General features: G+C 39.4%; 12 protein-coding genes. 11 read left to right on the forward strand and 1 reads right to left on the reverse strand.

The features are described 5' to 3' along the window. Position 1: 1 nt before the first annotated feature. Entirely contained in the window at positions 2-859 is an 858-nt protein-coding gene (locus HMPREF9010_RS18945; RefSeq protein WP_008647531.1) for a PepSY-like domain-containing protein, read from the forward strand. 87 nt (positions 860-946) lie between these two features. On the opposite strand, the gene HMPREF9010_RS18940 is transcribed toward HMPREF9010_RS18945, so the two are convergent. Next, the gene (locus HMPREF9010_RS18940) at positions 947-5,401 is read right to left on the reverse strand and encodes a translocation/assembly module TamB (protein WP_008647532.1); all 4,455 of its coding nucleotides are present in this window, start codon (positions 5,399-5,401) and stop codon (positions 947-949) included. A 200-nt stretch (positions 5,402-5,601) separates the two neighbouring features. On the opposite strand from HMPREF9010_RS18940, the gene tsaD reads away from it, so the two are divergent. The 10 genes from tsaD (at position 5,602) to HMPREF9010_RS18895 (ending at position 13,995) form a co-directional block, all read left to right on the forward strand. Then, positions 5,602-6,621 (forward strand): tRNA (adenosine(37)-N6)-threonylcarbamoyltransferase complex transferase subunit TsaD, encoded by a 1,020-nt coding sequence (tsaD, locus tag HMPREF9010_RS18935; RefSeq protein WP_004306076.1) that lies wholly within the window; start codon positions 5,602-5,604, stop codon positions 6,619-6,621. Between the two features lie 42 nt (positions 6,622-6,663). Then, the gene (locus HMPREF9010_RS18930) at positions 6,664-7,896 is read left to right on the forward strand and encodes a competence/damage-inducible protein A (RefSeq protein WP_008647533.1); all 1,233 of its coding nucleotides are present in this window, start codon (positions 6,664-6,666) and stop codon (positions 7,894-7,896) included. Between the two features lie 122 nt (positions 7,897-8,018). After that, entirely contained in the window at positions 8,019-8,279 is a 261-nt protein-coding gene (gene rpmB, locus HMPREF9010_RS18925; RefSeq protein ID WP_004295983.1) for a 50S ribosomal protein L28, read from the forward strand. Between the two features lie 21 nt (positions 8,280-8,300). After that, on the forward strand, positions 8,301-8,489 hold the full coding sequence (rpmG, locus tag HMPREF9010_RS18920) for a 50S ribosomal protein L33 (RefSeq protein WP_002560155.1): 189 nt from the start codon (positions 8,301-8,303) through the stop codon (positions 8,487-8,489). Positions 8,490-8,505: 16 nt separating this feature from the next. Further along, positions 8,506-8,664 (forward strand): DUF4295 domain-containing protein, encoded by a 159-nt coding sequence (locus tag HMPREF9010_RS25235; protein WP_004295982.1) that lies wholly within the window; start codon positions 8,506-8,508, stop codon positions 8,662-8,664. 138 nt (positions 8,665-8,802) lie between these two features. After that, positions 8,803-9,762 (forward strand): signal recognition particle-docking protein FtsY, encoded by a 960-nt coding sequence (ftsY, locus tag HMPREF9010_RS18915; RefSeq protein WP_004295981.1) that lies wholly within the window; start codon positions 8,803-8,805, stop codon positions 9,760-9,762. Beyond that, a complete protein-coding gene (rimO, locus tag HMPREF9010_RS18910) occupies positions 9,759-11,069 on the forward strand; it encodes a 30S ribosomal protein S12 methylthiotransferase RimO (protein ID WP_004306074.1) in 1,311 nt (436 codons plus the stop codon). Before ftsY ends, rimO begins: the two co-directional genes overlap by 4 nt. Then, positions 11,062-11,334, forward strand: a complete 273-nt coding sequence (locus HMPREF9010_RS18905; RefSeq protein WP_004306073.1) for an HU family DNA-binding protein — start codon at positions 11,062-11,064, stop codon at positions 11,332-11,334. The genes rimO and HMPREF9010_RS18905 overlap by 8 nt, the downstream gene beginning before the upstream one ends. Before the next feature lie 12 nt (positions 11,335-11,346). Beyond that, the gene (locus HMPREF9010_RS18900) at positions 11,347-12,762 is read left to right on the forward strand and encodes an HU family DNA-binding protein (protein WP_004325926.1); all 1,416 of its coding nucleotides are present in this window, start codon (positions 11,347-11,349) and stop codon (positions 12,760-12,762) included. 237 nt (positions 12,763-12,999) lie between these two features. After that, on the forward strand, positions 13,000-13,995 hold the full coding sequence (locus HMPREF9010_RS18895) for an AAA family ATPase (RefSeq protein ID WP_008647534.1): 996 nt from the start codon (positions 13,000-13,002) through the stop codon (positions 13,993-13,995). Positions 13,996-14,049: the final 54 nt, after the last annotated feature.

Below are 14,049 nucleotides of genomic sequence, written 5' to 3' on the forward strand. Positions count from 1 at the left end.
GATGAAACTAAAGATTTATACACTTTTACTGGCACTAAGCGTCACATGGAGTCTGCAAAGTTGTGACAACGATGACGATGGTTCAATAGCTGTTCCTGCCGAACTTCAAAGTGCATTTTCATCCAAATTCCCTAATGCTGCAAATGTGAAGTGGGAAACTAAGTCTGGATATTATGTAGCAGATTTCTATGACGGATATGAAGCATCTGCATGGTTCACCCAAGATGGTAAATGGCAAATGACAGAAACGGACATTCCTTACAATGCATTACCACAAGCAGTAAAAATGTCTTTTGAGAACAGCGAATATGCCTCATGGAAGCGGGATGATATAGACAAACTGGAACGGACAGGCGTTGAAACTGTTTTCGTAATTGAAGTCGAAAAGCAGAATCAGGAGGTCGATTTGTATTATTCTGCTGATGGAACTCTGATTAAAAGCATTGTAGACACTGATGATGATAACAACGAACATCTTCCTGTACAATTGACTGAAGCTATGAAAAACTTCATCAATGAAAAGTATCCGAATGCAAGAATCATGGAAGTAGACGTTGAGGATGATAGAAATGATTGGGATTTTGGATATACAGAGGTAGATATCATTCATAATGGAATCCCAAAAGATGTATTGTTCAACCAGACTGGAAATTGGTATTCTACTTCATGGGAAATACGTCAGAATGAATTGCCTGAAGCAGTAAACAATACTCTCAATAATCAATATGGAGAATATCGTTTTGACGAAGCGGAGTATATTGAAAAAGCAGATGGTAGCATATATTATCGAATTGAACTTGAGAAGGGGGATGTAGATAAAGTAGTAAACATAGGCGAGAACGGTACTGTCCTTTCATAGGTCAAAGTGCATAATTCTGAAACATAATTCTCACAAACAACAAACGATGACATAATTCCTGGTGGATATGTCATCGTTTATTATTTTTTACTGCTCCTGTACACGTTTTCTTTTCACTGCCGATTTAGCAGTTTTATCAGTGATGCTGTCCGTTTGTTGCGGTTTCACCTTTTCAGCTTCTTCCCGTTTCCGCTTATTGCGTAACCGCCATTTATTCCAGAAATATAGATCACTCCATTTATTGAAATCCTTTTTATACATGATACCTACACCTTGTGTAGTCAAGTTTGTTTTTGTGTAATAACGGTCATTTGTCTCATTATAAGCCTTCAAACGAATATCTCCCGAACGGGTAATCAGCCATTCTGCTTCAAAGTCTCCTACAAAGTTAGTATTAGCCATCGGATTATCCCGATAACCGAAGTTTCCGTTTATCAATAAACGGTTATTCAATAATTGTCCCGACAAAATACCTTCTACTTCCATGTCTGTCCAACCCTTATCACCCGTACTCAAATTCGTACCGATATTCCAGTTATTCGTTTCAAAGACCTGTGAAAGTGCATTGTTCAACTGGCCGGAGAGAGTAGATGAGAGCACCGATGACATCACATTCGAATTCTGATTATTATTACGGGCATCTTCCGTATAGAACTTGCCAATACCCAGCAAATAAAGAATCTGCATATTCATTTGCTCTTCCGTACTGATATAATTACGTACCAATGTTTGTATTTCATCTCTTTCATTCGGAAGCTCAATACCCAGTTTGATAGTCGGTCGTACCAGCATACCACTTAGATTCATGATACAATTTACACGCACATTGGGTTGTTGTATAATAGCCGAAGCATCCGGTATCAAATCATTCAAAGAGGCAGAGTTTACTGTATATGAAGCTTGTATGTCCATGTTAGCATCCAAAGGTGCACCATTGAACGTTATTGTACTTCCATCTTTGATAATAAAGTCTTTACGAATCACTTCCTGCAAACTAAATTTATATACTCCTTGATTGATCCGGTAATTACCAAACATTTTCACATCGCCCTTATTATAAAATTCCGTCCGGATATTTCCCGTACCTTTTCCGCTGATATAATCTCCGGCAATAGGGTCCATAATGATTCGCATGGTGGCATCGGGAGTTGCATCCACGAGAATATTCAAACGGATATCTGTTTTCTGCTCTTCCTCCTCCTGACGTTTTTGCTGTATTTGTTCGTAATATGAGATTACTTGAACAGAATCCTGGATAGTACGACGAGGTGTTTTATCCACGAATTTGATAAACTGATTGCTAGTAGCCGATGCTACACTACCATTAATATAGGTAAAGGTAGTATTTCGATTTGTAGTCATGGCCACATTTACATCGAGCCCCTGTATGGCGTTTCCAGAGAGCAATACATTCCCGGTACCATATACCGTACCATAGAAAGGCATATCTGTCGATTCTTTTGTGTTCATCACAAGCATATTATTTGCCTGTATCTCGAAACGATAGTTTAGGTTCTTAAAATGCTGGAAATGCAAATATCCATTCATTCTCCCCGAATGCCCTTCCATATCAGAGATATGTATATTATTGAATGTCAATCCGGTAGGAGCCAAATGAATAGTATCTTTTACCGCAAAATGTGTGTTTAAAATATCAAAATTCATGGATGCATCTGTCATAACCGCACCATTCAGGTTCAATCCTTTAAATTTTCCATAGAAATGTACTTTTCCTGTTCCTCGCCCTTTAATATCATTGGCAATAGACTTCATATAATGTTCGAGGAATTTCAGATTCAATTCATTTGCTTCAATATTTAAATCAAGTCCGCTCTCGGGTTTTAATGGATAAATAATACCCGTGACACGCGACGGAGAAGGAGATATATCCTGAATGGATGCATCCAACCGGATACCTCTGTTTTCATTATCCCACTCACCATATATATCCAGTTCACCCAAACGACCGTGATTGAGTGAGAAATTCTTTATAAATAAACGGGTATTCATGATAGGCTTTTTAAACACTCCGCTTGCATAAGCCGTTCCTGTTGCATCGCCCTCAAAATTTACATCGTCGGATATACTTGCAATATCAAATACATATCCCATATTTATATCCTTTAGATCAACCTTTACAGTATCTTTAGGATTCTCGGAAAGCCGGCCGTTAATACGTACATACCTATCCTGATGACTAAAATAGAAATTATTCACATCCACTCGTCCGGAATCGACCACCACCTGCGAAAGATGTATCTTCCAGAGAGTATCATTTAAAATAACATCAGTAGGCTTCACATCCACCATCGCTTTCAACAATGACTTTTCTCCGCTTGTACGTAGAAATTTGGCAACAGCTGCTAATTTCCCGCTATATGTTGCTGCAGCATTATTTCCCCAATCCAAAGTCGTACTGACATTGTCATCTTTAGCTTGTGCATCCAGAGATAGATTGACTGCTCCTTTCTTTTTCAAATTAGTCAGACGAACCCGTGCACGAATATGATCTGCCGGATTCTCGCACAGAATCATACCTGACTCAATATAGTTGTTCTTATATTGCAGACGGGGAAAATATCCCTCTACACGCAAGCGTTGTAAAGCATCATTAAAATATCCCTTCAACGTAGAATGAGTATATACCGTTAACGGTATATCAAATATCGTAGATAAAATGTCCGTATTATATATATGTATATCAAACAAAAAGTTATTATGGGTTTCAATCGGCTTCTTGGGAGGTAATATCAAAGACGGCACATATTTCCGCATAATATTCAGAATACTGGCAGGCAATGTGTGATATTGGAATTTTCCCTCTATGCTTGCTTTCAGGAATTCGGAAGTCAATCTAAGCTGATTTTCTCCATTTTGTTTGGTTGCCCGGATATTCATATTCTGCATGAAATATGCTTTATCCGGAGCTGTAAATTCCAAGCTATCCACATTGATTTCTCCAATCATCTCATCCACTGATCCACCTGTAAAATTGGCTTTCAGTTTTAAAGAGAACTCTGCATCAGGATATTTGGTCGTAAGATTCAAATCATGTGGGCGTACTTTATTGACTACTGCAAGAAAATTAAAAGTAGGAACTTTGGATGCAACATTTACGTCTCCATTCAGATAAATAGAGCCATTAGGATCATCCAACGCAATCTTTCCATTAAATCCGCCTTGTTTGTATTCTCCGTCCAGTGTGATATTTTCATATCTATATCTGCTATAATCTATCGAAGCAATCAGTCCTTTCAATTCTACGGCAGGCAAGTGGTCAGCAATATGCCGGCCATGTACATCCAGATTGAAAGTAATTTCTCCCAATTCCTCATTATCCAATAATTTACCTAGTTGAAAATCCTCTGTTTTGACAGCTCCGGAATACGCAAACAATCCTTTTGTCTTATCAGAACTCAATTTTAAGTCGGTCTTTACATTTCCAAGACTCGTTTGTAATTGTCCATAAGTAACTAAGTCCGTGAAGTATCCCGAAATTTCTCCCTGGAAACTCACGTTGCCCAAACGTTCGAGAAGAGGAGGAACTCCATTATAATTAGGACTCAAATTACGCACTAAAAAACCGACTCCGCGGGTATTGGCCGAAAGTTCGGAAAGAGTTCCATATACATACGCATCTTGTGGACGCGATAAGTCCTGAAGCGATACATCTCCTCGCAGACGGAACTGACGGTCATCGGCTGTAATCTCCAGATGCGAACAAGTCAACTGATCCACAGTTCCCTTCACCTCCATATCCAACGTCACCGGTTCCTTGAAATGCGAGAGGATAGGGACAAAAGGAGAAATATCTTTTAAAGTAACTTGCGATGGCAAAGTACGGAAAGAGAAATGCACCTGTTCTGTAAAACGGTCAAAAGCTTTCAAACTATCATACTCCAAATGAATGGTATCGAGCTTGAGAGAGGTTTCGGGCAATTCTATTGTAAAATTATCAATGTTTGTCTGCTTGTTATTGGCAACCAGTTTCAAACTCATTTTTTTCAAAGAGAAGCCGGATGCTTTTTCATCAAGGCTCAATCGCTTGATCCCTAAATTCAAAGAGTCCTTACTTAATGCCTTCAGCGATATATTAGCGATGATATTTTGAAGCTGAATATGCTTAGCATTAAATTTCCCCGGTGTTTCTTCTTCCGACAACACATGATAAGACATCCTTCCACGACGAATCAGGATGGAATTAATACGCAAATCAAGGGAGTTTTCTTTCTTCACGGTATCTTTGGAAGCAAAAGCATCCAAAACAAACTTAAAATTAGGAGGGGAATCCGGAGTCTCTTTCCGGAGATTGATATTAAATCCGAAAAGCTGGACACTGCTAATGGATATCTTTCCTTTAAAAAAGGGCATAATATCGAACTTGGCAGACAAACGTGTGACTTTGAGCATTTCCTGACCACTCTGATCGTCAAGCAATACATCATCAATAATAATACGGTTCAATAGACCCATATTAATTCTACCAATCACTACCTTTGTATTTAAAACTTCAGAAAGTTCTTCAGCTACAAATACACTCATTGCTTGCTGAATGTTTGGTATATTCAGCAAAACAATAGTCCCGATATATACTCCCAGTACAATACCTACTACCCAGCGTACAGTCTTTTTCAGCGTTCTGATATGCGATAACTTTTATTTTGCGAACAAAAATATAAAATAGTTCGTTACGAATCGTAGTTTTATGATTACTTTTGCACCGTTTAATAGTTTAAATACTTATGAGTGCAATAATTTTAGGAATTGAATCCTCCTGTGACGATACATCGGCAGCCGTAATCAAGGATGGTTATTTGCTGTCAAATGTGGTATCAAGTCAAGCCGTACATGAAGCATACGGTGGAGTAGTACCCGAGTTGGCTTCACGGGCACACCAACAAAACATCGTACCGGTAGTACATGAAGCATTAAAACGTGCCGGCGTCACCAAAGAAGAGTTGAGCGCGGTAGCTTTCACTCGCGGACCGGGATTGATGGGGTCTTTGCTTGTTGGAGTCTCCTTTGCAAAAGGATTCGCTCGTTCTTTAAACATCCCAATGATTGATGTTAATCATTTGACCGGACATGTTTTAGCTCATTTTATTAAAGCGGAAGGAGAAGAAGAGAGACAACCTGTTTACCCATTTCTCTGTTTGCTGGTATCTGGAGGAAATTCACAAATCATACTGGTCAAAGCCTATAATGATATGGAGATTCTTGGACAGACTATTGACGATGCCGCAGGTGAAGCTATTGATAAATGCTCTAAAGTGATGGGACTTGGTTATCCCGGCGGACCGATCATTGATAAACTGGCTCGTCAGGGAAATCCGAAAGCTTTTACATTCAGCAAACCGCATATTCCTGGTTTAGATTACAGCTTCAGCGGATTGAAAACTTCCTTTTTATATTCATTACGCGACTGGTTAAAGGAAGATCCTGATTTCATAGAACACCATAAAGTAGATCTTGCAGCATCATTGGAGGCTACTGTAGTGGATATTCTGATGGATAAATTACGAAAAGCCGCCAAAGAATATAAGATTAATGAAATAGCTGTGGCCGGAGGAGTTTCTGCAAATAATGGATTGCGTAATGCTTTCCGGGAACATGCCGAGAAATATGGCTGGAACATTTTTATCCCTAAATTCAGTTATACAACTGATAATGCAGCTATGATCGCCATTACCGGATATTTCAAATATCTGGATAAGGACTTTTGTTCTATTGATCTTCCGGCTTATTCTCGTGTGACGTTATAATAAGGTATACCTTAATTATATATAAGATAAAAACTAAGAAGTATGTTTGCCGAAATAATAACTGTTGGCGACGAACTGTTGATAGGACAGGTTGTCGACACTAATTCAGCCTGGATGGGGCAGGAATTAAATAAAATAGGCATTGAGGTTCTTCGTATTGTTTCAATCCGTGACCGGGAAAAGGAAATCTTGGAAGCGATTGATAATGCGATGGAAAGGGTGAATATTGTTTTAGTAACCGGAGGACTCGGACCTACCAAAGACGATATCACCAAACAAACTTTATGCAAATACTTTCATACAGAACTGGTTTTCAGCGAAGAAGTATTCGAAAATGTAAAACGGGTACTGGCAGGGAAAATACCAATGAATGCACTCAACAAAAGCCAGGCAATGGTTCCGAAAGATTGTACAGTGATAAATAATCCTGTAGGAAGTGCTTCTGTCAGCTGGTTCGAAAGAGATGGAAAGGTACTTGTTTCCATGCCGGGCGTTCCGCAAGAGATGACTGCCGTAATGACAGAAAGTGTATTACCTAAACTGCACGAGAGGTTTCAAACGGATGTGATTATGCATCAAACATTTCTTGTACAACACTATCCGGAATCCGTATTGGCAGAAAAACTGGAACCGTGGGAGAGTGCTCTGCCAGAATGTATCAAATTGGCATATTTGCCTAAGCTGGGGATTATTCGTCTTAGACTGACAGGACGCGGACAAAACAGGGAAGAAGTAAAAGTTCTTCTTGAACGTGAAAAGGTAAAATTAGAGAAAATACTTGGTGAAGACATTTTCGGTGAAGAAGATACGCCATTGGAAGTTATAGTCGGTGAACTTTTAAAAAAGAAGAAATTGACCGTTTCCACCGCAGAAAGTTGTACCGGAGGCAGTATTGCCGCACGTTTGACCTCCATTGCCGGTAGTTCTGAATATTTTAACGGAAGCGTAGTAGCCTATTCTAATGAAGTAAAAATGGGACTTTTACACGTTTCCTCCGAAACATTGGAGCAACATGGGGCCGTCAGCGAAGAAACTGTGATTGAAATGGTAAAAGGTGCGATGAAAGCACTAAAAACCGATTGCGCCGTTGCTACTTCAGGGATAGCAGGTCCTGGAGGGGGTACTCCCGAGAAGCCGGTGGGAACTGTTTGGATAGCCGCTGGTTATAAAAACGAAATTCGTACTTACAAACAGGAAACGAACCGCGGAAGAAGCATGAATATCGAAAGAGCAGGCAATAATGCACTATTAATGCTCCGTGATTTACTCAAATAAAGAAAAATAGGTGCCTGGAAGTGAATTATTTTAGGAAATTCTTGTTTTATACGGATAAAAGTGCTTACTTTGCGTCCTGTTTGAAAGAAGTATAGATATAAAACTATAAAAATAAGATAGAAATGTCGAAGATTTGTCAAATTACCGGAAAGAAAGCCATGATTGGCAACAATGTTTCACACTCAAAGAGAAGAACTAAAAGAACCTTTGATTTGAACTTGTTTAACAAAAAGTTCTATTATGTAGAACAAGATTGTTGGATCAGCCTTAGCATTTGTGCTAACGGGTTGCGTATTATCAACAAAAAAGGACTGGATGCTGCGCTGACTGAAGCAGTGGCTAAAGGTTATTGTGATTGGAAAAGCATTAAAGTAATCGGCTAAACGTAGAGGAGAAAACTTACAATGGCAAAGAAAGCAAAAGGTAACAGAGTACAAGTGATTCTGGAATGTACAGAACACAAAGACAGTGGAATGCCGGGAACATCTCGTTATATCACAACTAAGAACAGAAAGAATACTACAGAAAGACTTGAGTTGAAAAAATACAACCCGATTCTGAAGAGAGTAACAGTACACAAGGAAATTAAATAATAAAGTAGTATAACCCATGGCAAAGAAAACAGTAGCAAGTTTGCACGAAGGTTCTAAAGAAGGTCGTGCTTATACCAAGGTTATCAAAATGGTAAAATCTCCGAAAACTGGAGCATACGTTTTTGATGAACAAATGGTTCCGAACGAAAAAGTACAAGACTTTTTCAAAAAATAATCGAAATAGCATATACGCTATAACTGCAAAATCCTCTCATTGGCGAACAATGAGGGGATTTTTTATTGCTTCTTTTTTTACTTTTCCAATCCTTTGTTATATCTTTGTAGCAAATGTATTATACAAACAAGTGTAAATATGGGATTTTTTAGTTTTTTTTCAAAGGAGAAGAAGGAAACTTTAGATAAAGGATTATCTAAAACCAAAGAGAGCGTATTCAGTAAAATAGCTCGTGCTGTGGCTGGCAAGTCAAAAGTAGACGATGAAGTATTAGATAATCTGGAAGAAGTGCTGATTACATCTGACGTCGGCGTAGAAACAACTTTAAATATTATCAAGCGCATCGAAAAACGTGCAGCTGCAGATAAGTATGTAAATACTCAGGAACTGAATCTTATATTACGTGACGAAATAGCAGCTCTGCTTACTGAAAATAATTCGGGTGATGTAGCTGATTTCGACGTACCCATCGCAAGAAAACCTTATGTCATCATGGTTGTGGGAGTAAATGGGGTAGGTAAAACTACGACCATTGGTAAACTGGCTTATCAATTCAAGAAAGCAGGTAAATCCGTTTACTTGGGAGCCGCTGACACTTTCCGCGCTGCAGCTGTGGAACAGCTAATGATTTGGGGAGAACGGGTAGGAGTTCCCGTAGTTAAACAGAAAATGGGAGCAGATCCCGCATCTGTGGCTTATGACACTCTTAGTTCGGCCGTTGCCAATAACGCAGATGTGGTTATTATTGATACAGCCGGTCGTCTGCACAATAAGGTAGGCTTAATGAACGAGTTGACCAAAATTAAGAATGTGATGAAAAAGGTAGTGCCTGATGCACCGGATGAAGTTTTATTGGTACTGGACGGTTCCACCGGACAAAATGCATTTGAGCAAGCCAAACAATTTACTTTGGCGACGGAAGTTACCGCTATGGCCATCACTAAGCTTGATGGAACCGCTAAAGGTGGTGTTGTGATTGGTATTTCCGATCAATTCAAGATTCCTGTTAAGTATATCGGACTAGGCGAAGGCATGGAAGACCTGCAGGTATTCCGTAAAAATGAATTCGTTGATTCCTTGTTTGGAGAAAATGCATGAAAAGAAAAACAATAGATATTATTACTTTAGGATGTTCTAAAAATCTGGTTGACTCCGAGCAGCTAATGCGCCAATTGGAGGAAGTCGGATACAGCGTAACTCATGACACTGAAAATCCGCAAGGAGAAATTGCGGTAATCAATACATGTGGTTTCATTGGTGATGCCAAAGAAGAATCCATAAATATGATTCTGGAGTTCGCTGAAAGAAAGGAAGAAGGGGATTTAAAGAAACTTTTCGTGATGGGTTGTCTTTCCGAACGCTATCTCAAGGAATTAGCTGTTGAGATACCACAGGTAGATAAGTTTTATGGGAAGTTTAATTGGAAGGAGCTTTTACAGGACTTGGGAAAGGTCTATCACGATGAATTATATATCGAACGGACATTGACAACTCCCCAGCATTATGCTTACCTGAAAATTTCAGAAGGATGTGATCGTAAATGTTCTTATTGTGCTATCCCTATTATTACAGGACACCATATTTCCAAACCAATGGAAGAAATTCTGGACGAAGTACGATACCTGGTATCGCAAGGCGTGAAAGAATTTCAGGTGATCGCACAGGAATTGACTTATTACGGCATAGACCGGTATAAGAAACAAATGCTTCCGGAATTGATTGAGCGTATTTCTGATATACCCGGGGTGGAATGGATTCGCTTGCATTATGCTTATCCAGCACATTTCCCAACAGATTTATTCCGGGTTATGCGCGAACGTGACAATGTATGTAAATACATGGACATTGCCCTTCAGCACATCAGTGACAATATGTTGAAGTTAATGCGCCGACAAGTGAGCAAAGAGGATACTTACCAATTGATCGAACAATTCCGCAGAGAAGTGCCGGGCATTCACCTGAGGACGACTTTAATGGTAGGACATCCCGGAGAAACCGAGGAAGACTTCGAGGATCTCAAAGAATTTGTACGTAAAGTACGTTTTGATCGAATGGGTGCTTTCGCATATTCCGAAGAAGAAGGGACTTATGCTGCAGAAACATACGAAGATTCTATTCCACAAGAGGTTAAACAAGCCCGACTTGATGAATTGATGGATATCCAGCAAGGTATTTCGGCAGAGTTAAGTGCAGAAAAGATCGGTAAACAGATGAAAGTGATCATCGATCGTCTGGAAGGAGATTATTATATCGGACGGACAGAATTTGATTCACCGGAAGTAGATCCGGAAGTATTGATTGATCGTTCAGAGAGAGAACTTAAGATCGGACAGTTTTATCAGGTAGAAGTGGTGAATGCGGACGATTTTGATTTATATGCAAAGATTATAAATGACTATGAATAATAAGGAATTTACATCCGAACTAGCGGAAAGATTGGGATACACAATCAAGGATACTTCCGAATTGATGAATTCTTTGTTGTCCAGTATGACACAAGAATTGGAAGAAGGTAATGTGATTGCAATTCAAGGATTCGGTTCTTTTGAAGTGAAAAAGAAAGCGGAACGGATTTCAATCAACCCGGCAAGCAAACAACGCATGCTGGTTCCACCTAAATTGGTATTATCGTATAGACCTAGCAATACATTGAAAGATAAGTTTAAATAAATATTTCCCGTTATGAATGAAAGACTAACAATTCAAGACCTTACTGACTTATTGGCAGCCAAACATAGCATGACCAAGAAAGACGCCGAAGCGTTTGTTAAAGAGTTTTTCCTCTTGATAGAACAAGCCTTGGAGAACGAAAAGACTGTAAAAATCAAAGGATTGGGAACTTTCAAACTTATTGATGTAGATAGCCGGGAAAGTGTCAATGTCAACACAGGCGAGCGTTTCCAGATAAAAGGACATACAAAAGTCTCATTTTCTCCGGATGCAAATCTAAGGGATACGATAAATAAACCTTTTGCACACTTTGAGACTGTTGTATTGAATGAAAATACAATTCTGGAAGATACTCCGATAGAAGAGACTGAGGAAGAAGAAACAGGAGAGGAAGCGTCAGCACAGGCAGTCTTGAATGAGATGGGGGATGACTCTGAAACTACTGTGATAGAAGAAAATGAAGGTACTGATGATGGTCTTTCGGAAGAAGAGCCGATTCAGGAAGAGCAAATAGCCAGTCAGCCACTTGTGGAAGAGTCCATTGAAGAACCTGCTATTACTGAGGAATCTGCAATAGCACAGGAATCGACAGAACAGACGTCTCCTAAAGAGCCTGAAGAAGCCATTACAGAGACTGATATCGAAGAAAAGGTAGAACAGCTGGAAGATGAAGAGGTTCCGGAAGAGGAAGTGATAATCAATGAGCAGCAAGCAGCATTTATAGAAGAAGAAAAAGAAGAGATCACTGCCGAAAAGATTATAGAGCAAGAGCTTCTAAAAGCAAATCTGCAACCTGTGACTCCTATAGTGCCTCCTGCTGAAAAAGAAACGATAAAACCGGTCCAACCGGAACAAGTATCCCAGCCGGTTTCTAAAAAGACAGCCCCAGTGAAGGAAAAATCTCCTGTACCTTATTTAATAGCTGTTATTGTAGTCGTTTTGTTATTATGCGGAGGTGTCATTCTTTTTATTTATTATCCGGATTTATTCTCTTCTTCATCTGACAAGAATGCACTGGATATGCCGCCTGTGACCACTCAACCCGTTCAACCGGAAGCGCAGCTTTCTGATACGATTGCACATAAGGATACTACAAAGGTAATAACGCCTGATGTATCCAAAGTCGCTACCACGACACAACCGGTTGCCAAAAAAGAAGAAGCTATTCCTGTCAAAGCAGAACCTCAAACGGTTACACAACAACCTGCTACTTCTGCCTATCTGGATTCAGCATCTTATAAGATTACGGGAACCAAGACAAAATATACAATCAAAGAAGGAGAAACTTTGACTAGGGTTTCCTTGCGTTTTTATGGTACAAAGGCAATGTGGCCATACATTGTGAAACACAATCCGAAGGTTATTAAGAACCCCAACAATGTACCGTATGGCACAACTATTGAAATACCAGAACTTACAAAAGAATAAGTAGTTATAATCCATTCACCCGACCATGCAAATCCTGTATTGGTCGGGTGAAGTGTTATGGATGTACAAAAGCGTATGAAAGTACCTTAATCTAAAGATTTCGCATTGTTTTTTAATAAAAATTAGTTGCAATCGTTAATTATATGGCGTACTTTTGGGGCAAAATAAAAAGCCTTATGACACAGGCAAGGCTTACATAAAATTAATGGGATTTAAATAATAAAATATTAAGTATTTATGGCTGAATCAATTGATATCCGCGAGCTAAATGAGCGGATTGAAAGACAAAGTGCTTTCGTTACCAATCTTACGACAGGTATGGACCAAATCATTGTTGGTCAGAAACATTTGGTTGAATCACTGCTTATCGGATTACTTTCCGATGGCCACGTCCTCTTGGAAGGTGTGCCTGGTTTGGCGAAAACTTTGGCTATTAAGACACTCGCTTCTCTGATTGATGCGAAATATAGCCGTATCCAGTTTACGCCGGACTTATTGCCTGCAGACGTTATCGGTACAATGGTTTACAGTCAGAAAGATGAATCTTTTAAAGTGCAGCGCGGACCTATTTTCGCAAACTTTGTATTAGCTGATGAAATTAACCGTGCTCCTGCAAAAGTACAAAGTGCTTTGCTGGAAGCAATGCAGGAACGTCAGGTTACTATTGGTAAAGAAACATTCATGTTACCGGAACCTTTCCTTGTATTGGCAACTCAGAACCCTATCGAACAGGAAGGTACTTATCCGCTTCCTGAAGCACAGGTTGACCGTTTCATGCTGAAAGTAGTCATTGATTATCCGAAGTTGGAAGAAGAAAAATTGATTATTCGTCAGAATATCAATAGTGAGAAGTTCAATGTGAAACCTATTCTAAGAGCGGATGAAATTATTGAAGCACGTAAGGTTGTTCGTCAAGTCTATCTGGATGAGAAGATCGAGCGTTATATTGTAGATATCGTATTTGCAACTCGTTTCCCTGAAAAATATGATCTCAAGGAACTGAAAGATATGATCGGATTCGGAGGTTCACCTCGTGCGTCTATCAATCTGGCTTTAGCTGCTCGTACGTATGCATTCATCAAACGTCGCGGCTACGTTATTCCGGAAGATGTACGTGCTGTAGCACATGATGTTCTTCGTCACCGTATCGGATTGACATACGAAGCTGAAGCTAACAACATGACTTCGGACGAAATCATCAGTAAGATTCTGAATAAGGTTGAAGTACCCTAATTTGTAGTTATAATACAGTCAATAAGTAGTCATAAATATCTATGCATGACTACT

Source organism: Bacteroides sp. 3_1_23 (assembly GCF_000162555.1).
Taxonomy (GTDB): domain Bacteria; phylum Bacteroidota; class Bacteroidia; order Bacteroidales; family Bacteroidaceae; genus Bacteroides; species Bacteroides ovatus.